Raw genomic sequence first — 20,093 nt, forward strand, 5'->3', positions numbered from 1 at the left:
TAAATCTAAATATGACGAAATCAATTTGTTTAATGCTATTTACAATGAAGACATTAAGAAGATCAAAGAACTTGTCAATAATAAGATTATAATATTGATGTTGTTAAACTTTATCTACAAGATGCTTGTAATTTGAAAAATTTTTTAGAAATCAGTAAAAAAGAGCTAACAGAAGAGCAAAAAGAAAAATTAGATAAACTAAACGATATGATTACCCCTTCTCTTAAGGATAAAATAGGGATAAAACGCTATTGAAATATAAATAAATATATAATGATGACAACAATGAAGAATATCAAATATAAAAAGAGAAACTTAAAGTTTTGCCTGAGATAGTGCAAACAGAGCTTAACGAGATGTTGGGGGTAATACATCTTATTGTGATGATATTTTGTGAATAAATATGGATACCAAATTGTCATGAGCTAAGCGACTAAAGACGTTGTTGCGTGGAGCAGTTTTTCCGTCATTGCGAGGAAATTTACAATAGTAAATTGACGAAGCAATGGGAAGAATTCCTGAGATTGCCACGCTCACTAACGTTCGCGTGCAATGACGACTTGTATCCACTCAACACGATCTTTGCAAGAATGACATAAGAGCCGTGTTAAAACGGCATTTTAAAGCCTGGTGGTAATCTTATACCGTTTAAAGCTCCTGATAAAGAATTTTGAGAATCTTCATCACATTTTTGTTGAGCATCATTAAAGGCAACTTTAATTAAATCCTCAAGCATTTCTTTTTCTTCTGCTTTTAATAAAGATTCATCAATTGAAATCTTTTCAACTTCGCCTTTACCGGTTGCAATAACCTCAACAAGTCCGCCGCCGGCTTTACCGGTATATCTTGCATTTGCCATTTGCTCTTGAGCTTCTTGCATTTTCTTTTGCATTGATTGGGCTTGCTTTAAAAACTGATTAAAATTTACCATAATTCTATCCTATATATTTTTAGCTTTTAAGTAAAATATCCGAAATTGTTATATTTGGGAAATGTTTTTTAATTAAACCAAAATCGTTACTTGCTTCAATCTTACCAATTAACTGATTCTTTAAGGTTTGCTTGTTCTGCTCTTTTATTATTACTATCTCAAACTTTTCATTAGTAAAAGCAGCTAACAAATCGTCTATCTGTCTTTTTATTTTGCTTGTAACTTCAAGACTTACGAACTCTAATCTATTATTACTGAGATTTTTAAGTTCCATATGATTGAGCAGGAAATAATATATATCTATCTCATTATTTTTATATAAATATTCAAGAAAATCTACAATTTCAAATTTTTTTTTTTCCGGATTAATTGATTGATTTAAATTTTGATTATTACCGTCAAAATCTGTAAGCAAGGACGTCGAATATATAGATTTTATAACTAACATTTCCGTTTCTGTTAGTTGGTTATAGGAAATTTTTATTTCTCCTACTCCCTTATTATATATTTGCCATAAGATTGATAAGTGCGGCAAGCTGGTTTTATCTAATATGTTTTTAGTTCTATCATTAAATGATTCATATATAGGCAAACTATAATTAGGTAACATTTTTACTTTATTAAGATAAGCAATAAAATCTGATGCCGATTCTATAAAAATCTCAAGATTAACCGAAGAACCGTAAAGTTTATTTATTAAATTTATAGCTTTTTCCGTCTCTCTGTAGATAATACATTCGACAAATTCTATTATAACCGAACTATCGACAAGCCCAAGCATTTGATTAATTACTTGAGGACTAATTATATTGTCAGATTTCACCGACATACTAGCTGCTTGATCTAAAATAGAGACTGCATCACGTGCCGACCCTTCCGATTTGTAAGCTATAATTCTTAGTGCTTCTATATCGGTTTTTAAATTTTCTTGCTTAGTTATATATTCAAGTAGCTTAAAAATCTCTTCAAAACTCAACCGCCTTAAATCATAACGTTGACATCTTGAGATAATAGTTGCAGGTATCTTTTGTACTTCCGTCGTTGCAAAGATAAATATTATATGAGGTGGTGGTTCTTCCAGTGTCTTAAGAAGTGCATTAAATGCCCCTTTAGAGAGCATATGCACCTCATCAATAATGAAGATTTTATACTTACCTTGTAGGGGCTTATACTCGGCGGATTCCATAATTCTACGTATGTCATCTACGCTAGTTTTACTTGCCGCATCAATTTCGATTATATCAGGGTGATTATGATTATTAAAGCTGATGCAATTCGTACATTGCTCGCATGTTTTAATAGTCGTATTTTCGGTAATTAAAGCAGAACAGTTGACGGCTTTAGCAATAATGCGGGCGGAAGTAGTTTTACCGACTCCTCTAATACCTGTTAAAAGATAGCCTCCGGCGAGCCTATCGTTTAAAATAGTATAGCTTAAAACTTTGACTAATACCTCTTGCCCCTGAAGCTCGGCAAAGTTACTAGGACGATATTTCCTTGCAAAAGGAATATATTGATTTGATGAATTTATATCTAGCACGATAGTTATAAGACTTTATAAAAAATTTATTTTGTATATGTTTTACTGAGAATTCCTGCTTTCGCGGGAATGACATAAAACGAGCCGCCTTGCTGTAGAAATGACATCAAAATTAGAATAATGCTAGTAATGACCCATCGAATCCCACTCTGGCTGCTTCCTTTCAGACCTGACCGACTAAACAGGTACAATGCCCACTACTAGCATAATTAACATAGCCTGTTTATTTTCAAGAAACAATATATTTTTTTTCTATTTCCGATTTTGTTAATCTTTTAGGAGGACCGAATATTTCAGGGTTTTTTATTTTAAACAAATCATCGGAAAATTTTTGTACTTTAGCTATTTTATCAAAAGTAATAGTGACTATATTATTATCTTCAAATATTTTTAATGCTTCAATTTGTTGAGTAGCTTTATTAAAAGTAATTTCGCTACGTTTTTCCGTTAGAGTATGATAGATAGTAATTTTAGAAATATTTCTTGCGTTAATTACCGCTTCAAAAATAAAATCCTTGTCAAAATGCTCATTATCTTCTAATAAAAAATTAAATGTATTTTCGCTTCTATTAATACGGCTTACTTGCTCCATATCATAATCATACATCGATACGAAATTTTTAGTACCTATTATAACTAAAGGGAAAGGAGGATAATAATTACATCTAAAATTATAAGGTTTATGGATCAGTAATTTTCCTTTAACTATTTTACCATACGAATCTTCTTGAGTAAAATCTATCGCAACCGATTTTATCTTACGTAGATAAGTTTTTAGTTCCGAAATAGTTGTTTTATCATCTGCCCCAAATGTTAAGCTTGAATTCACAAAAAGATAAATAATGATTAGAAAAAATATTTTTTTCATTTTCGTTGTTTTATATTTTAAATTATGTTTAAAATACCTTATGTATTCAGTTAATGCAAAATATAATTAGTATTTATGAAAATCGTTGCTTTAAAAGAAAAAGCCAAGCATGAAACACGAGCCGTAATAACTCCTGAAGTAGCAGGATTGTTAGTCAAAAAAGGCTATACGGTTATGGTAGAAAAAGATATAGGGCTTCATGCCGGTTTTCTTGATGAAGAATATGTTGCTCTAGGTGCTAAAATATCTTCGGTACCACTCGCAATTATTTCTGATGCTGATATTATATTAAAGGTGCAACCTTCATCCGTTACGGATAAATATAGTGAGCTTGAATTTGCAAAAAAAGGAACAATTATTGTAGGATTATTATCGCCTTATTTAAATCATGAATATATAAAAGCAGCAGCTAAAAAAAACCTTACGACTTTTGCTATGGAGTTTGTGCCGAGAATTACTAAAGCTCAAAATATGGACGCTTTATCTTCTCAAAGTAACTTAGTAGGCTATAGAGCGGTAATTGAAGCAAGCTATCATTATACAAGGGCTTTTCCTATGATGATGACGGCAGCAGGGACAATTTCACCGTGTAAAACTTTAGTGCTTGGTATCGGTGTTGCCGGTCTTCAAGCTATTGCAACGGCAAAAAGGCTTGGTAGCATTGTTGCAGGATATGATGTAAGAGCTGCTACCAAAGAGCAGGTAGAAAGCTTAGGAGCTAAGTTTGTTTCACCGGAATTACAGGAGGATTTACAAGATAAATCAGTCTATGCTCACGAGAGTTCGGAAGATTATAAAGCTAAACAAGAAGAGTTTTTAGCAAAAATTATTAAAGGATATGATATAGTGATTACTACTGCACAAATTCCGGGAAAAAAAGCACCTCTGCTTGTTACGGAAAAAATGCTAGAATCTATGAAGCGTGGCTCAGTGATTGTTGATATAGCGACTAGTACAGGCGGGAACGTGGAAGATTCAGAACCGGATAAGATCGTTACTAAGCACGGAGTTACCATAATAGGTTTATCAAACCTTGCTACTAAAATTGCTACCGACAGCTCAAAATTATATGCTAAGAATTTGTATAATTTTCTAACCTATGCATTGCAAGATGGTAAGTTTAATATGGATGATGCGTTAGTACGTGAGATGTTGATTACTAAAGACGGAAAAATTGTGAGTGAGAAATTAAATATATGAATCAATTACCGATGATGGCTAAACAGGCTGCTGAAATTGCCCATAATACCCAAGAATTATCAGATAAATTAAAAGATTTGGTAATGGATACTAGTTGGCAAACAAACACAAGTACTATAGATCCGCTAGTATTTGCTATAACTATTTTTGTATTAGCTTTTTTTATGGGCTATTATGTTGTGTGGAAAGTAACGCCTGCACTCCATACTCCGCTTATGTCTATTACTAACGCTATTTCAGGTATTATAGTTCTTAGTTCTATGATTGCTGCAAGTAGCTCTGCTTTTGGGTTTCCCAGTCTACTAGGGTATTTTGCAACGCTGCTTGCTTCTATAAATATCTTCGGCGGATTTATAGTAACAAAAAGAATGCTCGAGATGTTTAAGAAGAAGTAATTAATAATGTCATACCTGCGTTGTTGATACCCAAATCGTCATTGCAAGGAGCAGGGGGTGTTGCATGGATCGAAAAACCTACTCGATGTCGTTCCTGCGTAGGCGGGAATGACATAACAAGCCATACGGTTAACGTTTATAGTAACAAAAAAATCAAATTAAAGTTCTAGTTCTTTATATTCAACGGTAACTACTTCGTATGATTTAGATCCTTTCGGTGTTGTAACTTCTACAAAATCACCTACCGATTTTCCAATCAAAGCTTTTGCTATAGGAGAAGCGATTGAAACTCTTTTTCTAGTTATATCAGCTTCATATTCTCCTACAATAATATATGTTACTTCTTCTTCAGTATCGTCGTCGATCAAAGTAACCGTAGCCCCGAATTTTATGTTATCTCCCGATAATTTACCAATATCAATAATTTCCGCTCTTGCCGTCATATCTTCAAGCTCTTTAATACGCCCTTCTATAAATGCTTGTTTCTCACGTGCCGCTTCATATTCCGCATTCTCGGATAAATCGCCGTGTTCTCGTGCTTCGGCTATATCTGCACTAATTTTTTTACGTTCTACATGTTTTAAATGTTTAAGCTCGTGTTCTAATTTTTCAAAACCTTTAGCGGTGATAGGAAATTTTGTATTCATAATTATATTGTATAGATTTAGTAATTTTAGTATACTATTTTCAATAATATAGATTTCAGTAAGTATATTTGTAATAGTGAAATTTGTCAAATAAGCCTTTTTAATTATTTGGCATTGCCTAAATATCGTCATTGCAAGTGGTCCTTGTCTAAGCAGATTCTGTTATGTCATGCCTGCGAAAGCAGGAATGACATCGAATACTGTTCGCAATGATGTTGGCATTATTTCTCATATAACAATAGCAACAAATTAGTAATCTTATGGAAATTAAAGATTTTGACTTTGAGAAAAAGCGTAAAATTTTCCACCTATCGGCTATAATATTTCCGCTGCTTTATTTATTTATTCCAAGAACCGCTATTACGTTATTATTATTTATAATAACGGCTATTACATTATATTTAGATGTATCACGTCATAATAATGCAAAAATTAGTGAATTTGTAACTAGATTTTTTTCAAAAGTTATAAGGCTTGAAGAAAATAACGGTTCTTTTGCTTTAAGCGGCGTTAGCTTTATGATGATCGGTTTTTTCTTAACTGCTCTTCTTTTTCCTAAAAATTTAGTGATTTGTTCGTGGTTGATTTTAATTATTTCAGATTGTTTAGCGACTCTTGTCGGCGTTAAAATAGGAAATACCTTAGGTAACGGTAAATCTATAGCCGGTTCTATTACCTTTTTAGCTTCTGCAATTTTTATAAGTATATTAGTGTATTTCTACTTAGGATATAATACGAGTTTTATTATTATTATTATAAGCTGCATAGGGGCTACAGTAGCTGAATTTTATTCAAAAGATTTGAGAATTAACGATAATTTGTCTATACCGCTTTCTTATTGTCTTTCTACAGCTATTCTTTCCTACATATTGTAATATAATGAGAATTGCACCGGAATTTTATGAGTTCTTAAGAAACCGTATTAACATATCGGATGTAGTGCGGCAAAAAGTAGCTTTAACTAGAAAATCCGGTAACTATATAGGTTTATGTCCCTTCCATCAAGAAAAGACCCCATCGTTTACGGTTAGTAATAGTAAGAGATTTTTCTATTGTTTTGGTTGTAAAGCAGCCGGTGACGTTATAAAATTTACTTCTAATATTAGCGGTTTATCTTATAATGAGTCTGCTATAAAGCTTGCAATCGATTACGGTATAGAGATACCGAAATTAACTGCAAAACAGAAAGAATTTTATGAAGAATCCGATGAAATTCTAAATATTTTAGAACTCGCCAATAAGTTTTTCAGGACACAATTAACACCTGAAATATTACATTATCTACACGAAAGGGGTATTACCGAAGAAACAGTAAAAGAGTTTTCAATAGGTTTTGCCCCGAAGAATAATAAATTTGAAAAATTTTTTCACGATAAAAATATAGATATTATAAAGCTTGGTAAAGCAGGGCTAATCGGCAAGCGAGAAAACGGTGAAATATATAATTTATTTTCTAACCGTATTACTATTCCAATTAGAAATATTTACAATAAAATTGTAGGCTTTGGCGGTAGAGTACTAGGGGAGGGGCTGCCTAAATACTTAAATTCACCTGAAACTACAGTATTTCAAAAAAGTGAAACTCTATACGGTGAGCATAAAGCGATAAGCAGTAGCTATAAAAAAAATCATTCGATTTTAGTAGAAGGTTATTTTGATGTTATAGCACTACATCAAGCAGGTTTTAGTGAAACGGTTGCGAGTCTCGGTACTAGCGTTACTGAGAATCACTTACATAAATTATGGCGTGCTGGCGATGAAATTATATTATGTCTTGACGGAGATAATGCAGGCATAAAAGCTAGTATAAGAACTATTAACTTAGCATTACCGCTTATTAATAGTGAAAAGAAAATTTCTTTTATTAGGTTACCAAGCGGACTTGATCCCGACGATGCAGTAAATAAAAACGGTGCTGATTTTTTTGCAAAGCTTATAGATAAAAGAATAAGCTTATCAGAAATGATTTGGCATATTGAGTATAGCGGCAAGAGTTTTAAAACTGCGGAAGAAAAAGCTAATTTAGAAAAAAATTTAAAAAATTATTGCAGCAAAATATCGGATAGTGATTTAAAAGTAAGTTATTACAGGTTTTTTAAAGATCAAATATGGCAAAATTTAGTTACAACGCAGAAGAAAGCTACAACTAAAAACTCAAATTTGACTCCTATAATTTCAAGTCACGGCTATTCGGAGCTTGAAATACTAGAACACGCTTTTTGTGCTTTGTTGGTTAAATTTCCTATAATACTTGAAGAAAAAGATATTAGAGATTTCATCTTAAATTTAAATTTTAATAATAAATCGCTTGAAGAATTCCGTAATTGGTATTTAAACGAGATTATAGATAATAACGTAGAAGCAAGTGAAATTACTGCAATTGTGGAAAAAACTAGCTTTTTTGATATTTTTTTATTATTATCAAAAACGGATAATTTGTTTTTAGATATCTCATTTAATAAAAATAATATCAGACTGGATTTATTATGGCAGTGGCTACATAAGAAATATTATCTAATAAATTTACAACAAGAATACGCTGTTACCATAAACAGTACTGACAATCATGACTTTGAAAAAGTTTTATTATATAAAAAAGAAATTCTGAAGATTGCAAATGAACTGCAAGTTTTAAACGAATCTTTTATTAATCACACGATAACTTAATTATTTCAAACTTCTTTTAAAAGAAAAAAGCATATAGGTATTTAATGAGCAATAGCAATATAGACAATGATCTAGATAAAATAGATAGTTTACTTAAAAAAGCTAAATCTAAAAAGATACCGGTCACTTATGATGATATAAACAACGCTCTTCCTCTTAATAAAAATCCTTCAATAAGACAATTAGAGGAAGCTATATTAAAATTTTCCGATGCAGGAGTAGATATGTTAGAATCTAATGAAGATGATGAAATTAAGCTTGATATCGGAATGGATGAAGAATTTAAGCTATCTACCAATGTTGATAATGAACCTGAGGATGAGGTAGAAGAAGAAAATATAGGTACTACCGATGATCCTGTAAGATTATATCTTAAGGATATGGGGGGAGTCAATCTTTTAACTCGTGAACATGAAGTAGAAATAGCAAAAAGGATTGAGGAAGGACATAAAACAATGACTGCTTCCTTATGTAGAAGCCCTATTGCTATGCGTTGTTTTATAGTATGGTATGAAGATTTAGTTAATGAAAAAATGTTACTACGTGATCTGATAGATTTAGAAGCTAACATGTTACATGACGAAACACCCGAAAATGATGAAGAAAATAGTAGTGAGACCGAAGGAGAAGAGCATGAGGATAATCACTTATCTATGTCTAGAGTAGAAACGCAGATATTACCTAATGTTATAGAGCGTATGAAAAAGATTGCTTTTATCTGCGAAGAGCTACTCATTGAAGCTAAAAAATGTTATGAGAAATCTTTTGAGCCGAAGGTTTTACAAAATAGCAAAAAATATAATAATTTGGAATTATTAATAAATGAAGTTTCGGAAATACATTTTAATTCTAAAAGAACGGAAGAAATTTTAGGTAAGATGTATGGAATAAATCGTAATTTAATTAATAAAGAAACAACTTTTTTAAAACTTGCTGAAAAATATGGAGTAACTCGCCAAAATTTCCTTGATGAATATATAGGATCGGTTATCAATGCAGCATGGAAAGAAAAAATGCTGAAAAATAAAAAAGTTGCTTGGAAAGAGTTAATGACTAAAGAATCGGATTATATAGATCAAATGATTGCTGAATTATCAGTTATAGAATCTAAAACCGGTCTTTTAGTTAATGATTTTAAAAAACTAGTGAATACTATACAAAAAAGCGAGAGACAAACGTTACAAGCAAAAAAAGATATGATAGAAGCGAATTTACGTTTAGTTATATCTATTGCTAAAAAATACGCTAATAGAGGATTGCAGTTTTTAGATTTAATTCAAGAAGGTAATATAGGACTTATGAAAGCGGTGGATAAATTTGAATATCGCCGTGGTTATAAATTCTCTACCTATGCTACGTGGTGGATTAGACAAGCTATAACAAGAGCTATTGCCGATCAAGCAAGGACTATACGTATTCCTGTGCATATGATTGAAACAATTAATAAGATACTACGTACTTCAAGACAAATGCTTAATGAACTCGGATACGAACCAACAGCAACGGAAATCGCTAACCGTCTTTCAATGCCGCTTGATAAAGTGCGTAAAGTCATGAAAATAGCTAAAGAACCTATAAGTCTTGAGAATCCCGTAGGTGATGATAGTGACGGCGGTCAATTAGGCGATTTTATCGAAGATAAGAATGCAGTAGCACCGATTGATGCGGCAATTCAGTCAAATTTACGAGAAGTTACCACTAGAGTACTTGCAACCCTTACGCCTCGTGAAGAAAGAGTGCTTAGAATGCGTTTCGGTATAGGTATGAATACTGACCATACATTAGAAGAAGTAGGGCAGCAATTTAAAGTAACTAGAGAACGTATAAGACAAATCGAGTCAAAAGCTTTAAGAAAGTTACAACATCCTATTAGATCCAAAAAACTTAATAGCTTTAGAAGCGGAGGAAAGCGTGGTGACGGTAATCCATCGGATTTACTAGAAGCATGATAATACTTATACTGTCATCCCGTGATTTGGGATCTCAGGACATGGGCTGTGATACAAGATCCCGTGGTCAAGCCACGGGATGACAGTGGGCTATTATGTATCGATATAAAATTACCATTGAATATTTAGGCACGGATCTTGCAGGTTGGCAAAGACAAGCAGGAGTAATGTCGGTACAGCAGATATTAGAAGAAGCGATTTATAAATTTTCCGGTGAACAGGTGATATTGTTTGGGTCAGGAAGGACAGATGCCGGTGTTCATGCTATAGGTCAAGTAGCACATTTTGATCTTTCAAAATATTTAGAACCTCACAAAATTATTACAGCTATCAACTATTTTGCAAGACCGTATGCCGTAGGAGTATGGAATTGTGAATTAGCCCCCAATAAGTTTCATGCTAGGTTTTCGGCTACTTCTCGTTATTATATATATAGAATTATTAATAGACCTTATCCATCGGTAATTGATTTAAATAGAGCATGGTGGATTAGTTCACCTTTAGATGTTCCGGCTATGCAACAAGCTGCCGTCTATCTATTAGGCAAACATGATTTTACTTCATTTAGGGCTAGCTCATGTCAATCAAAATCATCAATTAAAACTTTAACTGAACTTAATATTATTAAAGAAGACGAAGAAATAAAATTATATCTTTCAGCCCCGTCATTTTTGCATCATATGGTACGTAATATTGTCGGCAGTTTAGTACTTGTTGGTAAAAATATTTGGCAGGCAGAACAAATTAAAGATGTTTTAGAAGCCAAAGATAGAAAAGCCGCTGGTCCTACTGCTCCCGCCTCCGGTCTTTATTTTGTGAAAACAGCGTATTAACAACCATAAATTTTGTCATTACAATGCCTCCCTGCATAGGCATTGTTATGTGGATACCACCTTGTCATTGCGAGGAAATTACGAAGTAATTGACGAAGCAATCTCAGGATATTTGACTAGATTGCCACGCAAGTACTACGGTTGCTCACAATGACAACCGGGTATCCATCTACAAAGCACACTCGTAATGACGTCCTAAATTAGTATACACTACGACACTGTCAATAAACTGTATAATTTTTCATGGATATTAGTTAGCTTACCTATATCATTTCCACCGGCTTGAGCAAGGCTTGCTTGTCCACCTCCGCCGCTGCCACCTAAGAATAAAGAAAGTTTTTTTGCAATTATATCTGCATTGTATTTGTCTGTTATAGCTTTACTCACCGCAACCGTAATAGATAATTTACCAATTCCCTCGGCAATATATACCATTATCAAATCTTCTACTTTTTTTGTTAAATTTTCGGCAGCTTGACGTAATATTTTATTGTCTATATTTCCTACTTTTTTATATAATAGTTTTATTCCTGTTATTTGTGCAGCTTGCTTTTCAATTTGCTCTATACTTAAATCTAAACTAGCTAGAAGAGTTTTTTCTAACTCTTTCTCAACTTCCTTGTTACGCTCTAAGATATTATTAACCTTAGTAATAAGTTCATTTTTATTAGTTTTGAAACTGCTTTCTATCGATTTAAGTAAACTATCCTTTTCTCTCATTAATGTAATTACGAATTCACCGCAAACTGCTTCAATTCTACGAACACCTGCTGCTATAGCACTTTCGTTTGTGATTTTAAAGCAACCGATGTCACCGGTACGTCTGACATGCGTACCGCCGCATAATTCTAAAGAAGTCTCACCTATCTTAACTACTCTTACTTCAGAGTCGTATTTCTCGCCAAACAGTGCCATAGCTCCTTGTTTAATTGCATCGTCAGTTGCCATTAATGTAGTAGTTACTTCATGATTATCTCTAATAATCTCATTTACCTTATCTTCGATTAAAGTGATTTCTTCATTAGTCACAGCTTTAGAATGGCTAATATCAAAGCGTAAATAAGTCGGAGCGACTAACGAACCTTTTTGAGTAACATGTTTCCCAAGTACCTCATGCAGTACTGCATGTAATATATGCGTTGCCGAGTGATGAATTCTTAAATTTTGCCTATATCTTATGTCTATACTAAAATTAGCATTCTCGCCTACGTTAATCTGCCCCTTTTTCAAAATACATTTGTGGATTATAATAGAACCTAAATATTTTAAAGTATCTATTACTTCTACTTCAGAATCTTTTGCAAATATCGTTCCAATGTCACCTATTTGACCGCCTGATTCACCGTAGAAAGGAGTTTGGTTGCTGATTAGTAGGAATTGTGTATCCATTTCTTTTATATCATTAACTAAATTATTATTTTTGATTAATGCAATTATTTTACATTTTGCTTCATTAAGTGTATATCCTAAAAACTCTGTGCTACCATGTTGCTCTTTGATATCAAACCACAACTGATCGGTTTTTGATTCACCGGAGCCAAGCCAAGATTTTCTAGCACGTTCTTTTTGCATAAGCATTTGCTCTTCAAACCCTTTGTGATCAACGGCAATATCACGGTTTTTTAGAATATCTTCGGTTAAATCAAGCGGAAATCCGTAAGTATCGTATAGTTTAAATGCTACTTCTCCTGATAATTCATTACCTTTTGTTAGTGTTTCTGTTTCTTCGGTAAGAAGTTTGAGACCACGTTCTAATGTGGCTTTAAATCTAATTTCTTCTTGTTCTAAGATACTGCTTATAAAGCTTTCTGCTCTTTTAAGTTCAGGATAAACATTCCCCATTAAATCAACAAGTTTTGGCAGTAATTTATACATTAACGGTTCTTTTGACCCAAGCATATGAGCATGCCTCATGGATCTTCGCATAATGCGGCGAAGTACGTAACCACGCCCCTCATTTGAAGGAATAACGCCGTCAGCTATTAAAAAGCTACTTGCTCGTAAGTGATCGGCAATAACTCGGTAAGAAAATTTAGCTTCTCCCTCTACTTTCACTTTTACTATATTTTCGGTAAAATTAATTATTTCCTGAAATAAATCTATATCATAATTGTTGTTAACATGCTGTAATACTGCCGTTATACGCTCAAGACCCATACCGGTATCGATAGATTTTTGCGATAATTCTATGCTAGTATCTTTATCGATTTGTTCATATTGCATAAATACTATATTCCAAATCTCGATAAATCTATCACCGTCTTCATCTTTAGTGCCAGGAAGTCCGCCATATATTTGTTCACCGTGGTCGTAAAAAATTTCGGAACAAGGACCGCAAGGGCCAGTATCACCCATTGACCAAAAATTATCGTTTGTTTTGATCTTTATGATGCGATCATCCCCAAAACCTGCTATTTTTTTCCAATAAGCAGCTGCTTCGTCATCAGTATGATAAATTGTTGCATAAAGCTTGTCTTTTGGGAGTTCAAATTCTTTAGTCAATAAATTCCAAGCGTAATATATCGCTTGTTCTTTAAAATAGTCACCGAATGAAAAATTACCTAGCATTTCAAAAAAGGTATGATGTCTTGCCGTATAACCGACATTCTCAAGGTCATTATGCTTGCCGCCGGCTCTAAGAGACTTTTGACTAGTTACTGCTTTGTTATAAGGTCTTTTTCCTTGTCCGGTAAAAACATTTTTAAATTGTACCATTCCGGAATTAACAAACATTAAGCTAGGGTCATTGTGTGGAATTAACGAGCTGGCCGGTACATGTGTATGATTATTTGCTTTAAAGTAAGTTATAAATTTACTTCTAACTTCTTCGGTGGTAAATTTAGTCATGGTAAGATATATTATTTAATGTTATGTCATTTCGGAGAGGATCATTTTTCGTCATGGCGAGGAAAATTACGTAGTAATTGTACGTACGCAATCTCGTGCCAAAGTCCTGAGATTGCCACGCTCCTTATCAGTCGTTTGCAATGACGGTTCGGGTATCCACGCAGAAATGACGTCTCCAGTATAGTAAAATACACTGAATTATGATTAAAATAAATTTATTTATGAAAAATATTTTTGATTCGATCAAATTACATTTTGTTCAATTTGCTACAAAATTAAAAATATTTTCTTTCAAAAGAAAAAAGATTGTGGTGTTACTAGGTAATAAAGGTGTATTTCTTAGTACTTTTCTCGATAATAAATTATTAGATAAATTATTTATCCCTACTCGAGAACAGATAGACTTAAATCCTTATAAAAACTTTTTTAGTAAATTTCCAAAAAGCGATATTTATTTTTTACTTGACGGCAGTGAATGTAAAACACGGCACGATCAAATACCTATATTACAGTCAATAGTTAAACTTGATCCTATTGAACAATTTATTGAAGGTTATTTTAATAAAGAAGACATTATAGCACATTGTGTTTACGAAATTACTACTACCCCAAGTGAAATTTGGTCGACTTTAATTATGTCGTGTCCATTTGAAACACCTTTAAGTGATATAATTTCATGCATTATAGATAACAGATCTCTTGATTTAAAAGGAATTTACTTTTTAACGTTAGAGCTAAAAGTTATTATAAATAAAATAGTGCAGAACATAGAAAATGATAAATATAACGATTATTTTCAAATTTGTGTATATGTATCACAAGCTAGCGGTATAAAATTTATTATCAAACATAAAAATAATATAATAACAATTAGAAATCTTGAGTATCCATTTGATAAAACAACCGGCTATGTTCAAGGTATTATAGAACAAGAAATTAATGATTGTTTGATATTATTTAAAAACTATATAAGTAATCTTGACCAAAGAGTCTGTATAATTCTTATAGTAGATGAAGAGTTAAAATCTTTATTAGAATCAACAAATCTTGAAGAACGCCCTGTAATCTTTATACCGGTTGATAATATGCTAAATAAGCAAACTCTAGAAAAAGAAAGATTTATAGATACGAATATTAGTAGACTGTTTCTAGAATATAAGAGTTTTCCCGCTTATAATAATAATTTAAAATCAATAAAAAAACTAGTTACTATAAAGGATCTGACATTTAAATTATATAGTGCATTACTTATAATATTAATATTAGTGGTCGGTATTATCAAATATAATACAAAACAAAATTACAAAGACATAAATTCTATTAATGAGAAATATTATGCAATAAATCAAGAATATGATGATATCAAATATAAATATCCTTATATTAAAAATACTACTAGCCTAGCTGATTTATATGTAATAGAAAAATTACTAGAAGCACCGGTACCACTGCCGTTTGATTTACTTAAAAGGCTAATAATTACTTTAAATCCGGTTTTTAAATTAGAAGAAATTAAATGGGAATTAACAAATATAGATAATATTTTGTTAGTTTCTAAGAGACAATTAATAATCAAGTTAATACTTAAATATCATACTAATAATCTATCGGTGGATGAATCTCTAAAGATGCTAGATGATCATATAACAAACGCAAAAAATAAATTATCTAATTTGCAGATAGATTATGTTATATATAAGGATAAAATACTTGATATATTCGGTAAGGTAGTAATTCCTTTATCGGTTAATATAGTTGATAATAAAACGTAATATTTCATGTCATTCCCGCGTAGGCGGGAATGACATAAACCATGCAACGGCACTAATAACCCAAGGTAAAAATAATGTTTGAAAAATATATTATGTATTTAAAGAATCTTATATTTTTTCAATTTATTATATATTTCTTCTTTATTTCCTTAACTATTTGGATAATAAAAATTTTCCAGCAAGAATACAGTAAATCTATTCTTGATAAACAAGTTTTACAAGAAAATCTAACAGAGGAAGTTTTAAAGCTTTATTCTGTCATTAACTCTAAAGAAGAAATATTAGAATCGTACAAAAAATATGTAGATTTAAGCGTGCCAAGTAGTGTGAGTTGTTTAAATTATCAAGAACTAATTCCTAAAATAAAAAGCTTAAGCAATAAATATGATTTAGTAGAACCTATAGATGTATTTATAAATTCAGTATTTTTTAAAAATAATGTTCAGGCGATTGAAGGAGAAGGTGAATCGATTCATGTAAATAATTATAGCATAAATATAAAATATGCATGTGCAGATTTTTTGACTTTTCTAAAAATATTCTCTGAAATTTATTCTTATATGCCTCCTAATACTCTTATATCTTTTGTACGAGTACGTAATGAAGAAGTGTTAACACCTAAGAATATATATAAACTTTCAGTAAATCATGTTCCTAATCTTATTTATGCTAAATTGATATTATATATCAGAGAATTAGCCTCAAAATAAATTACCAAAATGAATAATGCAATAGTACTTAATAACGTAAATACTAATTTATTTAAAAAAGATATTGTTAATAATTTTGTCAATAATCTTATGAAATCTACTTGCTATACTATTGCAAATATGCTTGCTATAGATTATACGCTAAGGCTTAATTCTAAACCAAAGGCTGAAGAATATATTAATAAATGTATTTCTAGACTCAAAAATTATTTAGGTATGCGGGTTGTTAACGATGATAATTTTTCCGTAGCATTAGAGTTATTTGCAATAATGATTACTTCTGAAGACGAAAATGAGCAAAATAAGAATAATATTTTAGAGCAATCACAAGATATAATAGCAGAAAATCTTGTAGAAGTTTATTTTGGAGATGAAATAAATAGTACCGAAAAAGAAAAAATTAAAAATATATTTAAAACTCTTTTAAAAGAGAAGAATTTTGATAAAATAATAAATTATGCGGAGTCTCACAAAAAATTATTTAAGGTTTCTGTAATGTATGCCATGAAGAAATATAATAATATTGATAAAGCAACCATCTATATAAAGAAAGAATTTAATAAAATATTAGAGATGTCTTTAGTATTTACACAAAAAAGTAATATATTTAAACAAGCAACTGGAAAAATCGCCGGTGCTGTTTGTGCTTTATTAGTCGGAGCAATCAGTGTTGCGACTGCAGGAGCGGCTTTTTCTATCATAGTTGTACCGGCATCAATTTTTGCCGTCAGATATGCACCTGAACTTGGTGAAAAAATTGGAGGATTAATTTTGAATAATGATAATGCAATAAAACTAGAACAAAGCAATATAGATAAGTTTATGAAAACATTACAAAATGATAAAGAAAGTCTTCTATCTCAAGAAAAAACAAAAAACATCAAACAAAATATTAAAGTTTCTTCTTCTCAAATCAATGTTAAATTAACTAAGAAAGTGGTTAATGAAAAACATAGATAGGGTATAGTCATTGCGAGAAGAATTACGCAGTAATTCGACGAAGCAATCCAGTAAAAATTCTGTAAATCAGAATTTTTTTTAATTATTTTTCTAGATTGCCACATCTCTACGCTCCTCGCAATGACAACTACGGTATCAACGCAAGCAAAGCTATTTTTACTTGAGAATATAAAATATTACTCTTAGTATCTTTTTTTAAATCAATAAAATAACTTAATGAGAAAAGTAGTAATATCCGGCATGATCGGCAACGCTTTAGAATGGTATGATTATGTATTATATGGGCAATTTGCTTATATTATAGGGTAGCATTTTTTTCCGGATCCAGAAATGCAAGAGACGTTAACTTTTGCGGTATTTGCTGCAGGCTTTGTAGTACGACCGCTCGGCGGTATTATTTTCGGTAATATAGGTGATAGATTCGGTAGACGTACTGCTTTGGTGATGGGTATTATAGCTATGGCAATACCGACTGCCGGGATAAGGGCTCTTACCAAGTTATATAAAACTATTGGAATTGTCGTTCCTATTATTTTAACTATTATCAGACTCATACAAGGTTTTTCTTTAGGAGGGGAATTTAGCGGTTGTATTTCGTATATTGTAGAACATGCTTCGTTCGAGCAGCGAGGACTTGCGGGGAGTAGCTCAGAGGATACCTTTTATTTCCGGTTTATTTATTAGCTCCGTAGGTTTATATATTAGAAAAAACCTAGCAGAAAGTCCTATTTATAAAAAAGCTAAGGGAACAAGGCATTGAGCACGTTTTCCTTTACGAGAAACATTAACAAAATACCCAAAAGAACTCTAATTATCGCACTTGGTCTGTATATTACCGTAACTGCTTCTTTTTATACTTCTACGGTTTTTATTGGTAATTTTATGCAAACACTCGGTTATACTAATCAGCAAAGCACAATTGTTAGTAGTATAATATTAATCGTAATAATGATAGTATTTCCTATATCTGCGTATGTTTCGGATAAGGTGGGGCGACGTCCTGTACTAATATTGGGGATTATCTTGTTAATTTTATCAGTCTATCCTATTTTTGTAGTCTTAGGGTCGATGAATTTTACTTTAGCTATAATATCTCAAGTAATATTTGCTGGAGTTATTAGCATCTATATGGGGCCTATTCCAACGGTTTTAGTAGAGATATTTCCGATTAGCATAAGATATTTACCGGTGTTGCACTTTCATACAACCTTGCAGCTGCTATATTTAGCGGTACTGCTCCAATGTTAGCAATGATATTAACGAAAGTTACCGGAGACAATTATGCTATTGCATATTATTTAATTGCACTTGCCTTGTTATCTTCTATAATTCTAAAATTCTATAAAGAAACCTATAAAAAGAATCTAGTAAATTAATATGAGCGAAGTTTTTGAAATACCAAACGGTGAAAGCAAGGTTTTACTCCATTGTTGTTGTGCTCCTTGTGTTGGCCCTTTAATGGAAAAAATGATCGATACCGGCATTAAGTTTATGCTTTTTTTCTATAATCCTAATATTCATCCTAAAAAAGAATATGAGCTTCGTAAAAACGAAAATATTAAATTTGCTGAGAAACATAATATAGAATTTATCGATGCAGATTATGATCCACAAAATTGGTTTAGGCGTGCTAAAGGGATGGAGCTTGAGCCTGAGAGAGGTATACGCTGTACAATGTGTTTTGATATGCGTTTCGAGCGTACGGCTTTATATGCTTATGAGAACGGCTTTAAAGTTATAACTAGCTCGCTTGGTATTTCTAGATGGAAAGATATGAACCAAATTAATGAATCAGGAACTAGGGCGGCATCTCATTATGAAGGGGTGACCTATTGGACTTATAATTGGCGTAAAGATGGCAGTGCTAGCAGAATGTACGAAATTGCAAAAGAAGAGCACTTTTATAAACAAGAATTTTGCGGCTGTGTTTATTCTTTCCGTGATACTAACGATTGGCGAGTAGCAAACAATCGTCCTAAAATCGAGATCGGCAAGGAGTATTATTAAGACCTCAAATTAATAAAAGAATATTTTATTTTTTTGCATCTTTATATTATAATAATCTGGACAATCTAGCTATATGAGGATTTTATATGAATAAATGGCAGTTACACGAAGCAAAGAATAAGTTAAGTAATATTATTGATATTGCAATGCATGGTACCCCTCAATGTATTACAAAAAGGGGTGAAGAAGCAGTTGTAATTATTAGTATAAAAGACTATAAACAACTTACTAAACAAAAACCTGATTTCAAAGAATATTTATTGAGCATACCTAAGACAGATAATTTGGATATTCAGAGAGCAAAAGGATATGCTAGAGATTTTGAATTATGAAATATTTATTAGATACTAATATTGTATCTGAAATTCAAAAGAAAAAATCCAATTCTCAAGTAGCAGCATGGTTTTCAATTATTCATTTTAGCCAGTTATACTTGAGTTGTATTACTATCGGCGAAATAAGAAAGGGAATATCAAAATTAGCAAGGAAAGATAAAATAGCAAGTTTGAAATTAGAAAAATGGTTAGAAAGAATAATAATAGATTATAATGAAAGAATTCTTAATATTGATAAAGAAATATGTGAGGAGTGGGGTGAATTAATGAGTATTGATAGTACAAATGCAATCGATGCTTTAATAGCTGTACAGGCAAAACAAAGTAATATGATACTAGTTACTAGAAATATTAAACATTATAATATGTTTAATATAAAAATATTTGATCCTTTTAACTGATCAAAATTTTCTTTCCCAATAATAATACCCT

18 protein-coding genes, 1 other RNA gene and 1 pseudogene are annotated in these 20,093 nt (G+C 31.8%); 14 read left to right on the forward strand and 6 right to left on the reverse strand.

Features of this window, described 5'->3' with window-relative positions; all coding sequences use genetic code 11:
• Positions 1-132: 132 nt before the first annotated feature.
• Positions 133-255 (forward strand): hypothetical protein, encoded by a 123-nt coding sequence (locus ABVF33_RS06250; RefSeq protein ID WP_499706684.1) that lies wholly within the window; start codon positions 133-135, stop codon positions 253-255.
• 352 nt (positions 256-607) lie between these two features.
• On the opposite strand, the gene ABVF33_RS06255 is transcribed toward ABVF33_RS06250, so the two are convergent.
• From ABVF33_RS06255 to ABVF33_RS06270, 4 genes are all read right to left on the reverse strand, one after another.
• Positions 608-931 (reverse strand): YbaB/EbfC family nucleoid-associated protein, encoded by a 324-nt coding sequence (locus ABVF33_RS06255; RefSeq protein ID WP_499706685.1) that lies wholly within the window; start codon positions 929-931, stop codon positions 608-610.
• Positions 932-950: 19 nt separating this feature from the next.
• Complete coding sequence (dnaX, locus tag ABVF33_RS06260) at positions 951-2,471, reverse strand: DNA polymerase III subunit gamma/tau (protein ID WP_499706686.1); 1,521 nt, start codon at positions 2,469-2,471, stop codon at positions 951-953.
• A gap of 115 nt (positions 2,472-2,586) precedes the next feature.
• Positions 2,587-2,680: signal recognition particle sRNA small type (gene ffs, locus ABVF33_RS06265), an RNA gene on the reverse strand.
• A 20-nt stretch (positions 2,681-2,700) separates the two neighbouring features.
• Positions 2,701-3,339 carry an outer-membrane lipoprotein carrier protein LolA gene (locus tag ABVF33_RS06270; protein ID WP_499706687.1) on the reverse strand — a complete coding sequence of 213 codons (639 nt, stop codon included), beginning with the start codon at positions 3,337-3,339 and terminating at the stop codon, positions 2,701-2,703.
• A 75-nt stretch (positions 3,340-3,414) separates the two neighbouring features.
• Here ABVF33_RS06270 and ABVF33_RS06275 point away from each other — a divergent pair, with 75 nt between their 5' ends.
• Together ABVF33_RS06275 and ABVF33_RS06280 are read left to right on the forward strand one after the other, a co-directional pair.
• Positions 3,415-4,539, forward strand: a complete 1,125-nt coding sequence (locus ABVF33_RS06275) for an NAD(P) transhydrogenase subunit alpha (protein ID WP_499706688.1) — start codon at positions 3,415-3,417, stop codon at positions 4,537-4,539.
• Positions 4,536-4,934: an NAD(P) transhydrogenase subunit alpha part 2 gene (locus ABVF33_RS06280; protein WP_499706689.1), complete on the forward strand. Its 399-nt coding sequence runs from the start codon at positions 4,536-4,538 to the stop codon at positions 4,932-4,934. The genes ABVF33_RS06275 and ABVF33_RS06280 overlap by 4 nt, the downstream gene beginning before the upstream one ends.
• Before the next feature lie 158 nt (positions 4,935-5,092).
• Here ABVF33_RS06280 and greA read toward each other — a convergent pair whose 3' ends face one another.
• Complete coding sequence (gene greA, locus ABVF33_RS06285; RefSeq protein ID WP_004997127.1) at positions 5,093-5,581, reverse strand: transcription elongation factor GreA; 489 nt, start codon at positions 5,579-5,581, stop codon at positions 5,093-5,095.
• A 260-nt stretch (positions 5,582-5,841) separates the two neighbouring features.
• Between greA and ABVF33_RS06290 the strand changes: the two genes are divergently transcribed.
• The 4 genes from ABVF33_RS06290 (at position 5,842) to truA (ending at position 11,030) form a co-directional block, all read left to right on the forward strand.
• On the forward strand, positions 5,842-6,456 hold the full coding sequence (locus ABVF33_RS06290; protein WP_499706690.1) for a diacylglycerol/polyprenol kinase family protein: 615 nt from the start codon (positions 5,842-5,844) through the stop codon (positions 6,454-6,456).
• A 4-nt stretch (positions 6,457-6,460) separates the two neighbouring features.
• Positions 6,461-8,248 carry a DNA primase gene (dnaG, locus tag ABVF33_RS06295; protein WP_499706691.1) on the forward strand — a complete coding sequence of 596 codons (1,788 nt, stop codon included), beginning with the start codon at positions 6,461-6,463 and terminating at the stop codon, positions 8,246-8,248.
• 44 nt (positions 8,249-8,292) lie between these two features.
• The gene (rpoD, locus tag ABVF33_RS06300) at positions 8,293-10,197 is read left to right on the forward strand and encodes an RNA polymerase sigma factor RpoD (protein WP_499706692.1); all 1,905 of its coding nucleotides are present in this window, start codon (positions 8,293-8,295) and stop codon (positions 10,195-10,197) included.
• A gap of 95 nt (positions 10,198-10,292) precedes the next feature.
• Complete coding sequence (gene truA, locus ABVF33_RS06305) at positions 10,293-11,030, forward strand: tRNA pseudouridine(38-40) synthase TruA (RefSeq protein ID WP_499706693.1); 738 nt, start codon at positions 10,293-10,295, stop codon at positions 11,028-11,030.
• A 210-nt stretch (positions 11,031-11,240) separates the two neighbouring features.
• On the opposite strand, the gene alaS is transcribed toward truA, so the two are convergent.
• Positions 11,241-13,877 carry an alanine--tRNA ligase gene (alaS, locus tag ABVF33_RS06310; protein WP_499706694.1) on the reverse strand — a complete coding sequence of 879 codons (2,637 nt, stop codon included), beginning with the start codon at positions 13,875-13,877 and terminating at the stop codon, positions 11,241-11,243.
• Between the two features lie 200 nt (positions 13,878-14,077).
• Between alaS and ABVF33_RS06315 the strand changes: the two genes are divergently transcribed.
• From ABVF33_RS06315 to ABVF33_RS06345, 7 genes and pseudogenes are all read left to right on the forward strand, one after another.
• Positions 14,078-15,649 carry a hypothetical protein gene (locus tag ABVF33_RS06315; RefSeq protein WP_499706695.1) on the forward strand — a complete coding sequence of 524 codons (1,572 nt, stop codon included), beginning with the start codon at positions 14,078-14,080 and terminating at the stop codon, positions 15,647-15,649.
• 74 nt (positions 15,650-15,723) lie between these two features.
• Positions 15,724-16,359 carry a hypothetical protein gene (locus ABVF33_RS06320; protein ID WP_499706696.1) on the forward strand — a complete coding sequence of 212 codons (636 nt, stop codon included), beginning with the start codon at positions 15,724-15,726 and terminating at the stop codon, positions 16,357-16,359.
• A gap of 9 nt (positions 16,360-16,368) precedes the next feature.
• Positions 16,369-17,319 (forward strand): RP853 family protein, encoded by a 951-nt coding sequence (locus ABVF33_RS06325; protein WP_499706697.1) that lies wholly within the window; start codon positions 16,369-16,371, stop codon positions 17,317-17,319.
• A gap of 216 nt (positions 17,320-17,535) precedes the next feature.
• A pseudogene (locus tag ABVF33_RS06330) lies at positions 17,536-18,695 on the forward strand (MFS transporter).
• A gap of 1 nt (position 18,696) precedes the next feature.
• Entirely contained in the window at positions 18,697-19,326 is a 630-nt protein-coding gene (locus ABVF33_RS06335) for an epoxyqueuosine reductase QueH (protein WP_499706698.1), read from the forward strand.
• An 86-nt stretch (positions 19,327-19,412) separates the two neighbouring features.
• Positions 19,413-19,658 carry a type II toxin-antitoxin system Phd/YefM family antitoxin gene (locus tag ABVF33_RS06340; protein ID WP_004997145.1) on the forward strand — a complete coding sequence of 82 codons (246 nt, stop codon included), beginning with the start codon at positions 19,413-19,415 and terminating at the stop codon, positions 19,656-19,658.
• Positions 19,655-20,062, forward strand: coding sequence for a type II toxin-antitoxin system VapC family toxin (locus ABVF33_RS06345; RefSeq protein ID WP_499706699.1), 408 nt, complete (start codon positions 19,655-19,657; stop codon positions 20,060-20,062). The genes ABVF33_RS06340 and ABVF33_RS06345 overlap by 4 nt, the downstream gene beginning before the upstream one ends.
• Positions 20,063-20,093: the final 31 nt, after the last annotated feature.

The organism is Candidatus Rickettsia barbarica (assembly GCF_041477405.1).
In the GTDB taxonomy this organism is placed as follows: Bacteria; Pseudomonadota; Alphaproteobacteria; order Rickettsiales; family Rickettsiaceae; genus Rickettsia; species Rickettsia rickettsii.